Genomic DNA, 17996 nt, shown 5'->3' with positions numbered 1-17996 from the left:
ACTATATGAAGCTGATTATTCTGGACCGCGACGGCGTGATCAATCACGACTCGGATGCGTTCATCAAGTCGCCGCAAGAATGGATCCCGATCAAGGGGTCGCTGGAAGCGATCGCCCGCCTCAATCAGGCGGGATATCGCGTGGTCGTGGCGACCAATCAGTCCGGCGTCGGCCGCGGCCTGTTCGACATGATGACGCTCAATGCTATTCACCAGAAGATGCACAACGCCGCGCAGCAAGTGGGCGCGGATATCGACGCCGTGTTTTTCTGCCCGCATGCCGCCGACGACAATTGCGATTGCCGCAAACCCAAGGAAGGCATGTTCAACGAAATCGCCAAGCGTTTCGGCGTCAGCCTGCGCGGCGGCGTGATCACCGTCGGCGACTCGCTGCGCGATCTGCAGGCCGGTTTCAAGGCCGGTTGCGCGCCCTATCTGGTCCTGACCGGCAAGGGTGAGAAGACGCGCGAAAAAGGCGGCCTGCCGCCAGGAACACTGGTCTATCCCGATCTCGCCAGCGTGGTCGACTTCATCTTAAAAGCGCCGGTAGAAGTGTCGGTTTAGGTTCTGCCCGGTCCTCGTCGATGACGAGCCCGGTTGAATCGTACAAGGGAGATTGAATTTTGCGTATCAACCTGTTTTTGCGTTCCGTTCTGTTCACGCTGATCATGGCGGTGGTGACCATCGTCTGGTCGATGGCCTGCATCCTGTTTGCACCGTTTCCTTACGCCAAACGGTATTACCTGACCTCGCGCTGGAACGTCATCGTGATCTGGGCGGCGCGCGTGATCTGCGGCATCCGCTACCAGATCAAGGGCATGGAGAACCTTCCCGATGCGCCGGTGATCCTGCTGTCCAAGCATCAATCGGCATGGGAAACGATTTTCTACGTGATCAGCATGCCGCGTCCGCTGGTGTTCGTGTTCAAGAAAGAGCTGACCTATATTCCCTTCTTCGGCTGGGGCATTGCGCTGCTGCGCATGATCCCGATCGACCGCAGCAAGGGGCGCGACGCCTTCGCCCAGGTGGTGGTGCAAGGCCGCAAGCGCCTGGCCGATGGCCAGTGGGTGATCATGTTCCCGGAAGGCACGCGCATTCCCGTGGGCCAGGCAGGCAAGTACAAGCACGGCGGTTCGCGCCTGGCGGTGGAAACCAACACCCCGGTGGTGCCGATGGCGGTCAATGCCGGCGAATGCTGGCCCAAGGGCTCCTTCATCAAAAAGCCGGGAATCATCACCGTGTCGATCGGCAAGCCGATCTCGCCGGAAGGCCTGGATCCCGCGCAATTAAGCCAACGCGTCGAAAATTGGATAGAATCGGAGATGCGCGTGATTTCCCCGGCGGTTTATGCCGCTGTAGACAAGAAGAACTGACCATCGGCCCCACTACATTGAAACTGCTTCGTCATTCACAGCCCGATCCTAACCAGCTGACGCTGCAACTGGATTTCTTCACCCCGACGCCGCTTGAGACGAAGCAGGAAAACCCGCCACCGCCGTTTGTCGAACCCGAGCCATCCATCCCTGCACCGGAGCTGACGCATCAGTCTCCGCTGCCGCCGATGTCGCCTCCTATCGGCCGTCCGGCCGACGGCATGCGCCGCATCCAGCTGGGCGAACACCATATCGACTATGCCTTGCTGCGCTCCAAGCGCCGTTCGATCGGTTTCCTGATCAGCGATGAAGGCTTGCGCGTGACGGCGCCGAAATGGGTGACGCTGGGCGAGATCGAAAACGCCATCCGTGAAAAGCAGCGCTGGATCTTCACCAAACTCAACGAACGCCGCGAACGCTCGGCGCGCCGCCTGCAACCGCAGATGCAATGGCGCGACGGCGCGACGCTGCCGTATCTCGGCCAGGACGTGACGCTGCGCATCCGCGCCCATCAGGCGGCCGGCATCGCGTATGACGAAGAAACCCTGGAATTGACCGTCGGCCTGCCCGCAGACGCCGGCGAACAACAATTGAAAGACCGTGTACAAGGCTGGCTGCAAGCGCGCGCCAAGGAAACCTTTGCCGCCCGCCTGCCGATCTATGCGGAAAAGCTCGGTGTGACGTATCAGTCTTTCGCGCTGTCGTCGGCGACCACGCAATGGGGTTCGTGTACGGCTGACGGGCGCATCCGCCTGAACTGGCGGCTGATGCATTTCGCCCTGCCGCTGATCGATTACGTGATCGCGCACGAACTGTCGCACCTGCGCGAAATGAATCACAGCCCGCGCTTCTGGGCGACGGTGCAATCGATCTTCCCTGAATTTGAAACGGCAAAGCGGGCGTTACGCGAAAGCGCGCCGGAAACCCTGCCGATTTTCTGACCTTCTGTTCGTCCAAAAGGCCTGTCCGCATCTCCGGCGTCACGATGCCGGTGCGAGCAGGCCTTTTTCTTTATGTCGCGAGCTGTCGCTTGCGGCCGGTTACCGGCACGCATCGCGAAGTCTGATTACAGACCCTTGCCCGGCTCGCTGTCCTTGCGCTCAATGAACTCGATCTTGTAGCCGTCCGGATCCGTCACGAATGCGATCACGGTGGAGCCGCCCTTGACGGGACCAGCCTCGCGCGTCACATTGCCGCCGGAATTGCGCGCCGCATCGCAAGCCTTATAAGCGTCGTCCACCGAGATTGCGATATGGCCGTAGGCTGTACCCATTTCATATTTTTCAACACCGTGGTTGTAAGTCAGCTCAAGCTCGGCGTGTTCCGGATTGCTGCCGTAACCGAGAAAGGCCAGGGTGTATTTGTATTCGGGATTGTCGCTGGTGCGCAGCAACTTCATGCCTAGCACCTTGGTGTAAAAATCGATGGAGCGTTGCAGATCGCCAACCCGCAGCATGGTGTGCAGAATACGCATAGTGAGCCTTTTGCCTGAGAACTTATCGGAGTGCAAGATTGTAGCGCTGTTCGGGGCGGCTTGCCGGGTCTTGGACTGCATCGGGCAACATCGGACGCGAGGCGCTGCTGCGAGCGAGCATTTCTCGCTTCTTTCCTCTACTATGGAGGCTGCCGGTTGGCTTTCTCCGGCAGCGGAGGATGCAGGGACCGCAACCAGAACCACATTCAGTACATCAGGGATACGCCGAATCGCGCACCACAGCGCGATCGACCAAGGGATGGGATAAAAACAATGTTCGCCGCCATGAAAAACAGCCGTGTGTTGCGCGAAGTTTCCGGCACCTTGCTGGTGATGCGCGAGACATTCATCACCATCCTGCCGATCTACATGCTGATGTCGCTGCTGGATCTGGCGTCGACGCTGATCCCGGACAGCGGCAGCCAGCACAGCATCTACGGTCTCATCCAGCTCATTTCGTTTCCCGTCAAACGGGCGTTGCCGTTCGCGGTGGCGACGCTGCTGGGATACAAACTGGCGCGTCATCGCCGCATCGATCCACTGGTCGGCGCCTTGATCAGCGGCGTCAGTTTCGCCGTGGTGATCGTTCCCATGGCTGCCGCCAGCGACAGCACGGTGGCGTCCGTCTTGCCCAGCGTCTACAGCATTCTGCTGCCGCTGATATCGATCTTGTTACTGATGATGATACGGCGCTGCCGCTTTCTGCAAATCGACGGCAAGGAGGTCAGCCACCTGCTGGCGACCAGCATCAACAGCATCTTGCCGGCGCTGGTCGTGGTGCTGCTCAATGCCGTCATCTGGCATTGGCTGTCGGCGTTCCTGATTGCATCGTTCAACAGCCCCGGCGACTACCTGTCGCATTTGCCGGTGCTGGTTCAGGGCAGCATCCGCGTGGTGGCGGTGCATGTGCTGTGGTTTCTCGGCATACACGGCAACTATGTGTACACCAGCCTGATGTATGGCAACGACCTGAACCAGATCGTCATCCACCGGTTTACGCTGGGCAGCCTGCTCAACACCTTCGTGCTGTTCGGCGGCGCCGGCGGCACGCTGTCGATGATGCTCGCGATCTTTCTGCGACGCCGCAGCATGCGGCAGAACGTCGTCGCCAAGATCTCGCTGCCGCTGCAACTGTTCAACCTGAACGACATCCTGATCTTCGGCTATCCCATCGTCTTCAATCCTTACCTGCTGGCGCCCTTCATCGCCTTCCCGCTGGTCGGCTTCTGGCTGGCGTATGCGGTTGCGGCGCTGGACCTGATACCGCTGGTTGATAACGTGCACTGGATCCTGCCCTTCGGCGTCAATGCCTGGCATGCCGGCGGCGGCAGCCTGCTCACTGTCGGTTTCCAGCTGCTGATGCTGATCATCGGCGCGGCCATGTACTACCCTTTCCTGGCATTGGAGAGCGGCGACTCCATCCGGCAAAAGCTGAAGAAAGTATTTGCGACCGAAGAACTGCCGGAGGCACAGCTGGAGGTGACCGAAGAAGGCTACTTCCATCGCCAGCAACAAGTCATGCATTCGCACGCGCAGGCCATGGAAGCGTTCAAGCTGCTGGCCGCCGGCAAGCTGGAACTCTGGTACCAGCCGCAGATCGACATGCACACCATGCGCCTCTACGGCTTTGAAGCGCTGCTGCGCCTGCGCATGCCGGACGGCAAGATCGTCGGACCGTGGTTTATCCCAAAACTGGAAAATGCCGGCTACTCCGATGCGCTCAACAACTGGGTCATCAACCAGGCGCTGGAAGATCTGCAGCAATGGAAGACGCAAGGTTTCGAACCGCGCATCAGCCTCAATCTGACGGCCGACTTCCTGTCGTCGGAAGTAAAAGTGAAGGCCTTGCTGGCGCGCATCGACACCAGCCTGTTCCACCTGAATCTGGAGATGCTGGAGAGCTCGTTCACGGAACAGTTTTCGGATCTCGTGCGCAACGTCAACATGCTGCGCGACAACGGCGTCACGCTGGCGATCGACGATTTCGGCACCGGCTATTCCAATCTGGCGCTGCTGCACAAGCTCGGCATCGACAGCGTCAAGCTGGATCGCAGCCTGGTCGCCGACAGCGCCACGCCGCGCGGTGAACTGCTCTACCGTGAACTGTGCGGATTGCTGAAAGCCTTCGACTACCGGCTGGTGGCCGAGGGCGTGGAAACAAAAGAACAGCTGGAGTTTGTCGGCACCTGCGGCATCGATATCGTGCAGGGCTGGTATTTTGCGGCGGCGCTGCCGCCGGCGGAAGCGATGCTTTATGCTCCGCCGGCGCAGGCTGAGGCTGCGACTGAGGCTGGGTCAGCCTGACCGGACCATCTCACTGGTTGATCCGGCAAGCCGACAGTACAACTCTACCGTTTAAAACTGCTCCCAGTCGTCTTCTTTGGTAGTTGCTGTTGTCGCGGCGCGTGCTGCAGGCAGACGCGGCGCGTCCTCTTTGCGCGCCAGCACCGGCGCCTTGGGCGTGACATCATGCGAACGAGGTGCCGTCGGCGTACGCGTCGATGATTCATGCGTCAGGCGATTGCTGTCGATCTTGAACACGCCGACGATCTGCGACAGATTGCTGGCCTGATCCTGCAACGACTGCGCAGCGGCGGCGGCCTCCTCCACCAGCGCGGCATTCTGCTGCGTCACCTGATCCATCTGCGTGACGGCCTGATTGACTTGCTCGATGCCTTCGCTTTGTTCGCGGCTGGCTTCGGTAATTTCGCCGACGATGTCGGTAACGCGCCGCACGCTGGCAACCACCTCGCTCATGGTCTGTCCGGCTTGCTCGACGAGCTTGCTGCCCGAATCCACCTTCTCTACCGAGTCATCGATCAGCGACTTGATTTCTTTCGCCGCGGCGGCGCTGCGTTGCGCCAGGGTGCGCACTTCCGACGCCACGACGGCAAAACCTCGGCCTTGTTCACCCGCACGTGCCGCCTCGACAGCTGCATTCAATGCAAGAATATTGGTCTGAAATGCAATGCCGTCGATCACGGCGATGATATCGACGATCTTCTTCGACGACGCATTGATCGACTCCATGGTGTGCACCACCTTGCCGACCACGCTGCCGCCTTCGACCGCGACCGCAGAAGCCGATACGGCGAGCTGGTTTGCCTGACGCGCGTTCTCGGCATTTTGCTTGACGGTGGAGGTCAGCTCTTCCATCGAGGATGCCGTCTCCTCCAGCGAACTGGCTTGCTGCTCAGTGCGACTCGACAGATCCAGATTGCCGGTAGCGATCTGCGAAGAAGCCGTTGCAATCGTGTCGGTACCGTGTCGCACCTGGCTGACGATGTTGAGCAAGTTGTCGTTCATGGAGCGCAGTGCGCGCAGCAACTGTCCGGTTTCATCCTTGCTGCTGGCGTCGAATTGCGATGTGAGATCACCCGCGGCGACGGTCTCCGCCACTTTGACGGCACGGCTCAACGGCGACGTGATGCTGCGCGTCACCAGCCATGCGGTCAGTCCGGCAAACACAATGGCGATCACGCTCAAGGCAATCACCAGATCGCGCGCCTCCTGGTATTCCTCCGTGACTTCTTTTGCAGCGGTCTGCATCAATTCATTCTGATGCGCAATCAGGGCTTCGATCGACGTCATGTACGTCAATTGCAAAGGACGCACCGTTTGCAACAGCAGCAAGGTGGCTTCGTTTTTGGCGCCGGCGACGACCAGCCGCAATACTTCATCGCGACCCGCGTTATATTGCGTACGCGCATCCAGAATCGTCTTGATGAGTGCACGCCCCTTGTCGCCGGTCACGAGGGCATCGAGTTTTTCCAAGGCTCCCTTGGTGTTCTCGCTGGCCTGGCGAATCGTCTGCATTTCCTTGCCGAGGTCGTCGGCATCCGTCATCAGCAATACGTTACGCGATGAGCGTGCGATGACGTTGACGTTTTTGATGATGTCGTTGGCCAGCACCGTCTTGGGATATTTGTCGTTGATAACTTCGTCCATCTGCTCGTTGAGGCCGGACAGGCGAGCCACGCCCAGCAAGGCCATGGCGACCAGCAGGACTACCAGAAATCCGAATCCGGCACCAAGACGTGCCCCGATCTTCAAGTTCGTTAAGCGCATACATTTCCCCTTCTATCTGTTGAAGTGCAAAGTGCTGATAAACGGATTGGCTGACGGCTGGCGCGTTTTTATGTATTTATTCTCAGCGCATTGCCGATACTACGCGCCGAAAAGACTAGCTTCAACCACATCAGCAGAATGATCAGCACTTTCTGTCATGCCGCGCTCCATTACATTGATGCGCGGCAATTCTTGTCGCAGGGTAGCTAACCCAACTACTCCGAGCCATCAGGAAATTCCTGATATCGCCGACCATGCACATGGACCAGGATGAGATTGTTCAGGACATTGCATCACCCTACTGATCATTCGACATTTCCGGATGGCGTGGACTGGTTTTCGATTGGCTGCCTGCAAGCGGCAACCCGGCTGATGCGAGTCGCCTCTCTTCGCAATTGCGGAGCTTGACGCATCAGAGACCTATCGTGGCGAGCTTCCGACAATCGCCGGTCGCCCATGCCATGGAGCAATAAATTTATTTGCTTGCCTGCATTGCTTGAGAGCTAATAATTTGCTCTGTACGCAATATTTTAACAAAAAATTTGTCCAAAGGACTTTGCGCATTACGCAATGTTGGCAGGAGAATTGGTAAATGAATATTGGCCAAGTCCTACGCAAGATACGTAAAGAACGAAAAGCGAGCCTGGAAGAGATTGCCTTGGTCGCAGGCACGGATGCAGCCAATTTATCCCGCGTCGAGCGCGACAAGCAGCGCCTGACGCCCGACATGCTGGAAAACGTCGCCAAGGCGCTCGGCGTGCCGGTGTCCTCGCTCTACCTCATCGCGGAACAAAACCTGCGGCCCGTCAAGTCGACAAACGATGTCGGCAAGGCTGCGGCGGCAAGACTGGAAGATGCGCTGTCGCGATTTATTTTGCTGTCCACGCAAGATCAGGAACTGACGGTGGACTTCATGGAGTTGTTGCTGAGGGCGGCGCGCAAGTAAGGCTCCGTTCAGCACCGGCAAGCCGAAGCAAATCAGGCTGCGCGCTTTTTCTTCAGCACATTGGCCAGCGCGACGAATTGCTCCGTCGGCACCGCTTCAGGCCGGGCTTGCGGATCGATACCCGCTTCCAGCAGATCGGCCTCGACCAGCAATCCCGCCACGCAATTGCGGATCACCTTGCGGCGCTGCGAGAACGCCTTGGTCACCACTTCTTCCAGCAGAGCCTGATCGCATTCCAGCGGCTGCGCCAGCGGAATCATGCGAACGATGGCTGAATCCACGCGCGGCGGAGGATCAAACGCCGTCGGCGGAACGACGAACATCAGCTCCATGTGATAGCGCCACTGCAGCATCACGGACAACCGTCCGAAGGCTTTGCCGCCCGGCTCGGCGACCATGCGCTCGACGACTTCCTTTTGCAGCATGAAGTGCTGATCCTGCACGTGCGGCGCCAGCTCGGCGAGATGAAACAGCAAGGGGCTGGAGATGTTGTACGGCAAATTGCCGACCACGCGCAGCTTGCGCCCTGCCGGCACAGGAATCGAGGTGAAGTCGAACTTCAGCGCATCCGCCGAATGCACCTGCAGACGTTGCGCACTGAACTGCTTCTGCAGCCGCGCCACCAGATCGCGGTCGAGTTCCACCACGTGCATATGGTCGAGCGACTCCAGCAACAGGCTGGTCATGGCTGCCAGGCCGGGGCCGATCTCGACCATGATGTCGTCCTTTTTCGGCGCGATGGCGCTGATGATGTCGTACAGGACGGTCTGGTCGGTCAGGAAATTCTGGCCGAAGCGTTTGCGGGCGATGTGTTTCATAGGGAATTCTTGGCGCGCGCCATGAGCGCGGCGGTCCTGATGGCTTCGATCATGCTGCCGTGATCGGCTTCGCCCAGGCCTTTGGCGGCCAGATCCAGCGCCGTGCCGTGGTCGACCGAGGTGCGGATGATGGGCAGGCCGAGCGTGATGTTGACGCCCTGGCCGAAGCTGGCGAATTTGAGCACGGGCAGGCCCTGATCGTGATACATGGCGAGCACGCAATCGGCATGCTCGAGATATTTTTGCTGGAACAGGGTGTCGGCCGGATAAGGACCGGCAACATCCATGCCGCGCGCTTTGGCGGCATCCAGCGCAGGAATGATGACGTCGATTTCTTCACGGCCGAGATAGCCGTTTTCACCGGCATGCGGATTCAGGCCGGTGACCAGGATACGCGGCTGCGCAATGCCGAATTTGTCGCGCAGATCGGTATGGATGATGTCGAGCGTGCGGCTCAAACTGTCGAAGGTGATCGCTGCCGGCACGTCCTTGAGCGCCAGATGCGTCGTTGCCAGCGCGACCCGCAGATGCGGTGCATCGCCGCCGGCCAGCATCATAACGACTTGCGGCGTTGCAGTGCGTTCGGCGAGGTATTCGGTATGGCCGGTGAACGGCACGCCGGCGTCGTTGATCGTGCTCTTTTGCAGCGGCGCGGTGACGATGGCGTCAAAATGCTTTTGCAACGCCCCTTCGACCGCCATATCCAGCGCCTGCAGCACCGCGCGGCCATTACGCGCATCGAGCACGCCCGGCACGATCGGTTCGTTGACGGGGCAATCGATGACGATCAGGCGGTCTTGCGGAAAATCGGGCAGGCCGGAGTTGCGAAATGCCTGCACGGACAATGCCGACAGGGCGATCGAGGCATCCAGCGCCTGCGCCGTCTGCGCCAGAAAGGCGGCGTCGCCCAGCAACACGCTGCGCACCTCGCTACGCAGCTCCCATGCAGCCTTGATGGAAATCTCCGGCCCTATGCCGGCCGGTTCTCCGCAGGTGATCGCCAGCGTTGGACGTTGGCGGGATTCTGAACGCGTTGCGGAGGGAAGATCTGACATCGGAGATCAGTTGTCGTCGGTGCGGAATTCAACGTAGGCGCGATCACGCAACTGGCGCAGCCAGTCTTCGGTCGCTTCGTCGATCTTGCGCTCGCGAAGAGCCTGACGCGCAGCAGCGCGCGCACGCTCTTTCGAAGCGTCGTCGGTCTTGCGCTCCACCACCTGGATCAGGTGATAGCCGAAGGGCGACTCGATCGGCTGGCTGATTTCACCCGGCTTCAATTCGTTCATGGCGCGCTCGAATTCCGGCACGGTGTCGCCCGGATAAATCCAGCCAAGGTCACCACCCTTGGAGGCGGACAGATCGTTGGAATACAGCTTGGCCAATTCTTCAAAAGTCGCAGCCTTGTGATCCAGACGCTCTTTCAACTCCAGCAATTTGCGACGCGCTTCCGCCGCCGAAACCACTTGATTGACCTTGATCAGGATGTGACGCGCGTGCGTTTGTTCGACGGCCGGCGCATCGGCCTTGGCGCTCGCGGTGGCGCGACGGTCAACCAGCTTGATGATGTGGAAACCGTTACCGCTCTTGACGATGGCGGATATCTCGCCAGGCTTCAGGCTGGCGACCGCATCGATAAACAGCTGCGGCAAACGGTCTTGAGCGCGCCAGCCGAGATCGCCGCCGCTCAGGGCGTCGCTGCTGTCGGAATAGGTCGCGGCCGTCTTGGCGAAATCGGCGCCGGTCTTGAGTTGACGCAATACGTCTTCCGCGCGCTGGCGGCGGGCGGCAACTTGTTCCGGCGAAGCGTTTTCCGGCACGCGGATCAGGATTTGCGCCAGGTTGAGGTCTTCACGCGCGCTTGCGGTGTTGGATTCCGACGCCAGGTAATTGTCCACCTCGGATTCGGTCACCACCACTTTGTTGTCGACTTCGCGTTCACGCAAACGCTGCATGATGATTTCGCGGCGGATGTCTTCGCGGAATGCCGCGAAATCCATGCCTTCTTTTTCCAGCTGGACGCGGAAATCCGCCATCGACAGTTTGTTCTGCTCTGCGATGCGGGACACTGCGCGGTCCAACATGGTGTCGTCGACCACAATGCCGTTTTCCTTGGCCATTTGCGTCTGCGCACGCTCGACGATCATGCGTTCGACCAACTGACTCTGAAGCTGACTGCGCGGCGGCAATGCCATGCCCTGGGCGGTCAGGCGCTTTTCAACCTGACGCAGGCGATCGGTCAGCTCCTGGCGCGTGATCACTTCGTTGTTGACCACCACCAGAATCGAATCTACGGGACGCGGAGCCCTCGACGGCGCTGCTGCCGGAGCCGCCGGCGCCGGATTGACCGATGGCGGCGTCAGGCTGGGAACGGCAGGCGTGGCTGACGTCGCAAATTGCGCCTGAGCGCTGCCGACCATGCCGAGCGACATGCACAACAAAACGATGCCGGACGTGATACGTACAGAAGGATGATTGCGCATGGAGAAGGAAGCGTTCATAAAGAAAGTCGATTATTAATAACGTGTAATGTCGTCGGGCTTGTTAATCAGCTGGTAGCCGGGGATGCTGCTGCTCAATGCATCCAGCGGATTGGAGCCGATCTTCGAGAATCCGTTCAGCTCAAGCTGGATGAAGAACGATGTCGATGCCTTGGTCGACGAAGTCGGGATACGCTGTGCGACCAGACGGAAGACCCAGCAATCCGCCTTGTATTCCATGCCCAGCAAACCTTCGGCAACGGTTTTATCAGGGATGGAATAGTTGATGCGGCTGACAGCATACCAGCGTTGCGAGATCGGCCATTGACCGGAGACGTCGAATTGCTTGAGCAAGCCGGTGGAATTGGTGCGATCCAGGCGGTAGGTCAGGTTCAGCACCTTCTTCGGCGCCGGCTGCCAGCGGGCGCCGAAATTCGAACGCACCATCTGGCGCAGGGTTTCACTGTATTGGACGGTGTTGTCGAGCGACAGCTTGTTGGAAATCTGTCCGCCCAGCGACAACAACAGATCCGACTTGCTGCCGTTGACCGTCGTCGTCGTGCCGTCGAGCACGACCTTCGGGTCGGCAAAGTAAAAGCGCTGACCGACTGCCACACGCAAACGCTCCAGACCGTTTTCCTCGATGAAACGCGACACCAATGCGCCGGTAATCTGGTTGGCGTCGCTGATGCGGTCATGACCGACAAAACGGTTTTCGCTGAAGATCTGCGCGAAGTTGAAGTCTGCCAAACCGGAGTCGAAATTCGGATACTGGCTCTGATCGCGATACGGCGTGCGAACGTAGAACAAACGCGGTTCCAGCGTCTGGGTCATGTCGCGACCGAGAATGTTCGTGTCGCGCTCGAAGGTCATCCCTGCATCGAGGGAGTAGGTCGGAACGACACGCGTCAGATTGGTCGGCGCACCGACGGCGACATTGTTCAGGCGATAAGTGGTGGCGTCCAGCGACGCCTTTGGCGTGATGAAGTAACCCGGACGAATGATCGGATACGAAATCGATGGCGTGGCATACATGCGGTCGCCGCCGACCATCTCGGAACCGGCGGAGGTACCGGCCGTAAACGTATTCGAAAAACGTGCAAATTCGGATGCGAAATTCAGATCGAAACCGCCGACATCCTGACGTCCTGCGGTCAACGTCAACTGCGGCAAGCGATCATACGGTTTCTGAATCGGCGACGTGACGTCTTGCAGCAACTGGTACTTCGTCACATGGCCAGCCGCACTCCAATATTCGCCCGTGTAATTAAGACCAACGTCCCGAGTCAGCAAGCGCTGCGTACTCGCGGTCACCGAATGGGAAAAATCGCTTGGGTAATCGTTATCGGAAGCCTTGTTGACGTTCCAGCCGAATACCAGATTCGGCGCCAGTTTCTGCGTATGCAATGTGGAAAGCGAGTAGCGTCCGGTCCCGGTGATGCGGTCCTGGATCCCCTCCACGCGGGTTTCGCCGGAATAGGTTTCCCCCAGATAGCGCGCATCCGCGCCCAGCAGCAATCCGCGTCGCGCGATGTAACGCGGATACAGCGTCAAATCACGATTTGGCGCAATGTTGAAATAGTAGGGAACCGTCAGTTCCGCACCACCGTTGCTGGTGACGCCAAACGTCGGCGGCAACACGCCAGACTTGCGCTCGCCCGACAACGGGAACGACATCAGCGGCGCGCCAAGAATCGGCACGCCCTTGAAATACACCACGCCGCTGCGCATCGTGCCGACGTCGCGGCCGCTGTCGAGGTCGAGCGTGGATGCCTTGACATACCAATCCGGGTCGAGCGCTTCACAGGTGCTGTAGGTGCCATCCGTCACCAATGCCTGGTCGTCGGAGAGAAAATCGATCTTGTCCGCTTTGCCGCGACCGCCGTTTTTGCCGAACAGGTAGGTCGGATTGGTGACGTAACCCTTGCCCGAGTCCATGTTCATCACCGCTTTGTCGCCGGTGTAACGGTCCTGCAGACGTTTCATCCAAACGTGACCGGTGGCTTCGACTTCATCCTTGATGATCCGGTATTCCGCTTTGTCGGCCTTGATGGTGGTTTCGCCGCGCACGACCTCGACGTCGCGGTCCAGATTGATCTGGCGGTCCGGACGGCCGGTCATCTGCTCGGCGCTGATGTTGACCGGAGCATCCTTGTCGTCGGCAGTTTTGGGCTGCCGGTCTTGCTTATCTTGCTTATCCTGCGTGTTCTGGGTGGTCTGCGCCTGCGCAGAAATGGGTAAAACGGTCGTCGCTGAAGCAGCTACAACGAGGGACGTAAAGAAACGCGACATCCGCAAGTCGGCAAAACGGCCAAATGGAAACTTAAAAAAGCGGATCATGTAAAGAAGCGTTCAAACACCATGGCAGGCGATTTTTTGGATTTAATCCCTTATTATATGGGAACTCAACATCATCAAACGAATTCCTCTGATTGTTCATGTCTTTAAATAATTCCCCCACCGATTCGCGTCTGTCCCAGCTGCAAGCATGGCTGCCAACCCTGACTGCAACCCCGACGCTGGTCGAGACGCTGCGCCCCGCCTCTGCGGATGCCAGCTTTCGCCGCTATTTCCGCGTGGATACGCCTGACAAGAAAACACTGATTGTCATGGATGCGCCGCCGCCGCAAGAAGACGTCCGCCCGTTCATCCACGTCGCCGAGGTCTTCGGCAAAACCGGCGTCTCGGTGCCGACCGTCCTGGCGCAAGATGTGGAGCGCGGCTTTTTGCTGCTGTCGGACCTGGGCTCGACCACCTATCTGAACCAGCTCAACAACGACACCGCCCACAAGCTGTACATCGACGCCATCGACGCCCTGGTGCTGCTGCAGACCCAGAGCAAGCCGGACATGCTGCCGGAGTACGACCGCCCCCTGCTGTTGCGCGAGCTGCAACTTTTCCCCGACTGGTACGTCGCCAAACATCTGAATGTGACGCTGACCGACGACCAGAAAAACACGCTGAGCAAAGTCTTCGACACCCTGCTCGCCAACAATCTGGCGCAGGCGCAGGTGTACGTCCATCGCGACTACCACTCACGCAATCTGATGGTGATGACGAGCGGCAATCCGGGCATCATCGATTTCCAGGACGCAGTCTACGGCCCGATCACCTACGATCTGGTTTCGCTGCTGCGCGACGCCTATATCCAATGGGACGAAGAAATGGTGCTGGACTGGGTCATCCGCTACTGGGAACGCGCCAAGCGCGCCGGCCTGCCGGTGGCGCCGGACATCGACACTTTCTATCGCGACTTCGAGTTCATGGGCCTGCAGCGCCATCTGAAAGTGCTGGGAATATTTGCACGTCTTTACCATCGCGACGGCAAGGATGCCTATCTGAAAGACATGCCGCTGGTGATGGAATACACGCTGAAAGCTGCGCGCCGCTACACCGCGCTGACGCCGCTGGTCAGGCTGATCGAAAAGCTGGAAGACAAAGCGCCGCAAGTCGGCTACACCTTCTGAGGCGGCATCGGCGATGAAAGCAATGATTTTTGCCGCCGGCCGCGGCGAGCGCATGCGCCCGCTGACGGACACCTGCCCCAAACCCTTGCTGAAGGTGCGCGGCCGCCCGCTGATCGTCTGGCTGATCCTGAACCTGGTGCGCGCCGGCATCACCGAGATCGTCATCAACCACGCCCACCTCGGCCATCTGTTCGAAGAAACGCTGGGCGACGGTTCGCAGTTCGGGGCGCAGATTCAGTATTCGGCCGAGGGCAGCGCGCTGGAAACCGCCGGCGGCATCGCCAAGGCGCGCCATCTGCTGGGCGAAGAAGCATTCGTCGCCATCTCGGGCGACATCTACATCCCGCATTTCGACTTCGAGCAGGTGAAGACCGTGCTCGAGGACAACGACCTGTGGGGAAATCCGATACCATTGGACAAGCGCGATGTCGCCTGGATCTATCTGGTGAAAAACCCGCCGCATCATCCGACCGGCGATTTCGCGCTGAACAGCTTTTCGATCGCCAACGAAGGTTCTCCCTTGTTCACCTTCGCCAATATCGGCGTCTACCGGCCGCAAATGTTCGATGCCATTACCCCGGGCGAACACGCGAAACTCGGCCCGCTGCTGCGCGAATATGCCGCACGCGGCCAGGTCGGTGGCGAGATTTACCGCGGCGAATGGATCAATGTCGGCACCGTCGAACAGCTGGAAGAATTGAATACGCCCCTCGGCGGCAGATAATCCGGATGATCTGGAAGAAAGCACCAACATGACCATAGCCTCCTTCACCGCCCGCCGCGCCAGACTGATCGCGCACATGCAAGCACAAGGCGGCGGCGTCGCCATCATCCCGACCGCGCACGAAGTAATGCGCAATCGCGATGCCGACTACCCCTATCGTCACGACAGCTACTTCTACTACCTGTCCGGCTTCACCGAACCGGAAGCCGTCATCGTCCTGATCGCCGGCCCGGGTGCGGAAAGCCGCAGCATCCTGTTCTGCCGCGACAAGAATCTGGAACGCGAAATCTGGGACGGCTACCGCTTCGGCCCTGACGCGGCGCGTGCGCAATTCGGCTTCGACGAAGCTTTCGCCACGGATACGCTGAATAAAGAAATGCCGCAACTGCTGGCCGATGCGCCGGCCGTATTCTATGCACTGGGCCATGACGCCAAACGCGATGCGCAACTACAGGAATGGTTGCAAAGCGTACGCGCGCTGGGCCGCACCGGCGTATCCGCGCCGTCGTCCATCGTCGACGTCAACGTGCGGCTCGACGAAATGCGGCTGTTCAAGGACTCCGGTGAAATCGACGTCATGAAGCGCGCCGGCATCATCTCCGCCGAAGCGCATTGCCGCGCCATGCGCCTGTCGCGCCCCGGCCTGCGCGAATATCATCTGGAAGCCGAACTGCTGCACGAATTCCGCAACAACGGCTCGCAGTACCCGGCCTACGGCTCCATCGTCGCCGCCGGCGCCAATGCCTGCGTGCTGCACTACCGCGCCGGCGACGCCGAACTGAAAGACGGCGACCTGGTGCTGATCGACGCCGGCTGCGAACTCGACAGCTATGCGTCCGACATCACGCGCACCTTCCCGGCCAACGGCAAGTTCTCCGGTCCGCAAAAGGAGTTGTACGAAATCGTCCTGGCCGCGCAAGACGCCGCCATTGCCGAAACCCGTCCCGGAAAACGCTTCATGGACGGACACGACGCCGCCGTGCGCGTGCTGGCGCAAGGCATGCTCGACACCGGCCTGCTCGACAAGAACAAGGTCGGCACGCTCGACGATGTGATCGCCAAGGGCGACTATCGCCAGTTCTACATGCATCGCACCGGCCACTGGCTGGGCATGGACGTGCACGACGTCGGCGAATATCGCGACCCGGCCGACGCCAACGGCGACAAGCCCTGGCGCACGCTGCAACCCGGCATGGTGCTGACGGTCGAACCGGGCATCTACGTGCGTCCGGCCGAAGGCGTGCCGGAGAAATACTGGAACATCGGCATCCGCATTGAAGACGACGCCCATGTCACGCCGGACGGTTGTGAAATCCTGACTACGGCGGTTCCCAACAAGGTTGCGGAAATCGAAGCGCTGATGCGTTCGGCTTAGGTCGTTCTTGCGTCGCGTCAGAATCCCGATTTCCAGGATCCACAACTCATGAGCATCACCGACATCGCCCTGCCGCCTCCGGACTACGACGTCATCATCTGCGGCGCCGGGCCGGTCGGCCTCAGCGCTACGGCCTTGCTGCACAAGCGCGGCATGCCTGCAGCGCGCATCGCCCTGATCGACGCCAAGGCTGCTGAACATGCGGCGCAAGATCCGCGCACGATTGCCCTCTCGCATGGCAGCCAGCAAGTCCTGCATGACATCGGCGCCTGGCCGTTGATGGCATCGGCGGTTACCTCCATTCACCAGATCCACGTCTCGCGACGCGGGCACTTCGGCCGCACGCTGATCGACCGCGACGACTACCGTCTTCCCGCGCTTGGTTACGTGGTGCGCTATGGTGCGTTGGTGAAAGCCTTGACGGCGGCGTTGGCATCGACTGCGGTGACGATCCTGCGTCCTGCAGAAGTTGCCGCAATCGAAGAACAAGGTGCGCAAGCCTCGGTGCAACTCGCCGACGGCCGCACGCTCAGCGCCGGCATCGTGGTGCAGGCCGAAGGCGGCGTATTTTCGGAACAAACTGCCAAGGCGCTGCAGCGCGACTATGAACAGGTGGCGATCGTCGCCCATGTCGCCACCTCCGCCGGCATAGCGCATCGCGCCTTCGAACGCTTTACCGCCGAAGGTCCCCTGGCGCTGCTGCCGCAGGACGACGGCTACGCGCTGGTGTGGTGTGTGCGTCCTGAAACAGCCAAACGTTTGCTGGCACTGGACGAATCATCTTTTCTGCACGCGCTGGGCGAAGCCTTCGGCGCGCGCGTAGGCCGCTTTACGGCATGCAGCGCACGCAACAGCTACCCGCTCGGCCTGAACGCAGAACCCGGCGCCTCGGCGCGGACCGTCGCCATCGGCAACGCGGCGCAAACCCTGCATCCGGTCGCCGGCCAGGGACTCAATCTCGGCTTGCGCGATGCCGTGGTGCTGGCCGGCGCCCTCACGCGCAACGCTTCCGGCACCGCAGCGCTGGCGCAATTTGCCGCGCAACGCCGCCGCGATCGCAGCGCCACCATCAAGCTGACCGACCTGATGGCCCGCGTTTTTGCCAGCGCCCCCGATGGTGCGCCTTCGCAAGCACTGCTTGGTTTGTCGCTCGGCCTGATCGATGTGGCCGCTCCCGCCAAACGCCTGCTGGCGGAACAGATGATGTTCGGCTGGCGTTAAGTCCGCTACGTCACGCTCCCCCGGAAACCCTTGCAGGCGGCGTCCGGCATGAGA

At 60.0% G+C, this 17996-nt stretch carries 15 protein-coding genes; 9 read left to right on the top strand and 6 right to left on the bottom strand.

All coding sequences use genetic code 11. The features are described from left to right. Positions 1-5 precede the first annotated feature (5 nt). Genes gmhB through AKL25_RS09735 form a run of 3 tightly spaced genes read left to right on the top strand, consistent with a single transcriptional unit; the run spans position 6 to position 2313 of the window. Positions 6-563, top strand: coding sequence for a D-glycero-beta-D-manno-heptose 1,7-bisphosphate 7-phosphatase (gene gmhB / locus AKL25_RS09745; RefSeq protein ID WP_050477452.1), 558 nt, complete (start codon positions 6-8; stop codon positions 561-563). Between the two features lie 59 nt (positions 564-622). Further along, the gene (locus AKL25_RS09740; protein ID WP_050477451.1) at positions 623-1372 is read left to right on the top strand and encodes a lysophospholipid acyltransferase family protein; all 750 of its coding nucleotides are present in this window, start codon (positions 623-625) and stop codon (positions 1370-1372) included. Between the two features lie 17 nt (positions 1373-1389). Further along, positions 1390-2313, top strand: a complete 924-nt coding sequence (locus AKL25_RS09735; protein WP_050477450.1) for a M48 family metallopeptidase — start codon at positions 1390-1392, stop codon at positions 2311-2313. A 125-nt stretch (positions 2314-2438) separates the two neighbouring features. Here the strand turns inward: AKL25_RS09735 and gloA are convergent, their stop codons facing one another. Beyond that, positions 2439-2846 carry a lactoylglutathione lyase gene (gloA, locus tag AKL25_RS09730; protein WP_050477449.1) on the bottom strand — a complete coding sequence of 136 codons (408 nt, stop codon included), beginning with the start codon at positions 2844-2846 and terminating at the stop codon, positions 2439-2441. Positions 2847-3131: 285 nt separating this feature from the next. Between gloA and AKL25_RS09725 the strand changes: the two genes are divergently transcribed. Beyond that, positions 3132-5150: an EAL domain-containing protein gene (locus tag AKL25_RS09725; RefSeq protein WP_167541870.1), complete on the top strand. Its 2019-nt coding sequence runs from the start codon at positions 3132-3134 to the stop codon at positions 5148-5150. A 51-nt stretch (positions 5151-5201) separates the two neighbouring features. On the opposite strand, the gene AKL25_RS09720 is transcribed toward AKL25_RS09725, so the two are convergent. Continuing rightward, a complete protein-coding gene (locus AKL25_RS09720; protein WP_050477447.1) occupies positions 5202-6914 on the bottom strand; it encodes a methyl-accepting chemotaxis protein in 1713 nt (570 codons plus the stop codon). 592 nt (positions 6915-7506) lie between these two features. On the opposite strand from AKL25_RS09720, the gene AKL25_RS09715 reads away from it, so the two are divergent. Next, positions 7507-7860: a helix-turn-helix domain-containing protein gene (locus AKL25_RS09715; RefSeq protein WP_050477446.1), complete on the top strand. Its 354-nt coding sequence runs from the start codon at positions 7507-7509 to the stop codon at positions 7858-7860. Between the two features lie 32 nt (positions 7861-7892). Here the strand turns inward: AKL25_RS09715 and rsmA are convergent, their stop codons facing one another. The 4 genes from rsmA to AKL25_RS09695 are packed head-to-tail and all read right to left on the bottom strand — an operon-like array spanning position 7893 to position 13495. Next, the gene (rsmA, locus tag AKL25_RS09710; protein ID WP_050477445.1) at positions 7893-8678 is read right to left on the bottom strand and encodes a 16S rRNA (adenine(1518)-N(6)/adenine(1519)-N(6))-dimethyltransferase RsmA; all 786 of its coding nucleotides are present in this window, start codon (positions 8676-8678) and stop codon (positions 7893-7895) included. Continuing rightward, on the bottom strand, positions 8675-9733 hold the full coding sequence (gene pdxA / locus AKL25_RS09705) for a 4-hydroxythreonine-4-phosphate dehydrogenase PdxA (RefSeq protein WP_050477444.1): 1059 nt from the start codon (positions 9731-9733) through the stop codon (positions 8675-8677). Before pdxA ends, rsmA begins: the two co-directional genes overlap by 4 nt. A gap of 6 nt (positions 9734-9739) precedes the next feature. Further along, complete coding sequence (locus AKL25_RS09700) at positions 9740-11158, bottom strand: peptidylprolyl isomerase (protein ID WP_050477443.1); 1419 nt, start codon at positions 11156-11158, stop codon at positions 9740-9742. A gap of 33 nt (positions 11159-11191) precedes the next feature. Continuing rightward, complete coding sequence (locus tag AKL25_RS09695) at positions 11192-13495, bottom strand: LPS-assembly protein LptD (RefSeq protein ID WP_050477442.1); 2304 nt, start codon at positions 13493-13495, stop codon at positions 11192-11194. 98 nt (positions 13496-13593) lie between these two features. Here AKL25_RS09695 and AKL25_RS09690 point away from each other — a divergent pair, with 98 nt between their 5' ends. The 4 genes from AKL25_RS09690 to AKL25_RS09675 are packed head-to-tail and all read left to right on the top strand — an operon-like array spanning position 13594 to position 17942. Next, entirely contained in the window at positions 13594-14622 is a 1029-nt protein-coding gene (locus AKL25_RS09690; RefSeq protein ID WP_050477441.1) for an aminoglycoside phosphotransferase family protein, read from the top strand. Positions 14623-14635: 13 nt separating this feature from the next. Then, the gene (gene murU, locus AKL25_RS09685) at positions 14636-15346 is read left to right on the top strand and encodes an N-acetylmuramate alpha-1-phosphate uridylyltransferase MurU (protein ID WP_050477440.1); all 711 of its coding nucleotides are present in this window, start codon (positions 14636-14638) and stop codon (positions 15344-15346) included. Between the two features lie 28 nt (positions 15347-15374). Beyond that, positions 15375-16721: a Xaa-Pro aminopeptidase gene (gene pepP, locus AKL25_RS09680; RefSeq protein ID WP_050477439.1), complete on the top strand. Its 1347-nt coding sequence runs from the start codon at positions 15375-15377 to the stop codon at positions 16719-16721. Positions 16722-16769: 48 nt separating this feature from the next. Further along, positions 16770-17942 (top strand): FAD-dependent monooxygenase, encoded by a 1173-nt coding sequence (locus AKL25_RS09675; RefSeq protein ID WP_050477438.1) that lies wholly within the window; start codon positions 16770-16772, stop codon positions 17940-17942. Positions 17943-17996 lie beyond the last annotated feature (54 nt).

The sequence above is a fragment of the Herbaspirillum rhizosphaerae genome (assembly GCF_001189965.1).
Taxonomy (GTDB): Bacteria; Pseudomonadota; Gammaproteobacteria; order Burkholderiales; family Burkholderiaceae_D; genus Herbaspirillum; species Herbaspirillum rhizosphaerae.
Note: the sequence above shows the minus strand (reverse complement) of the source record. Positions and strands in the feature narration are given on the sequence as shown.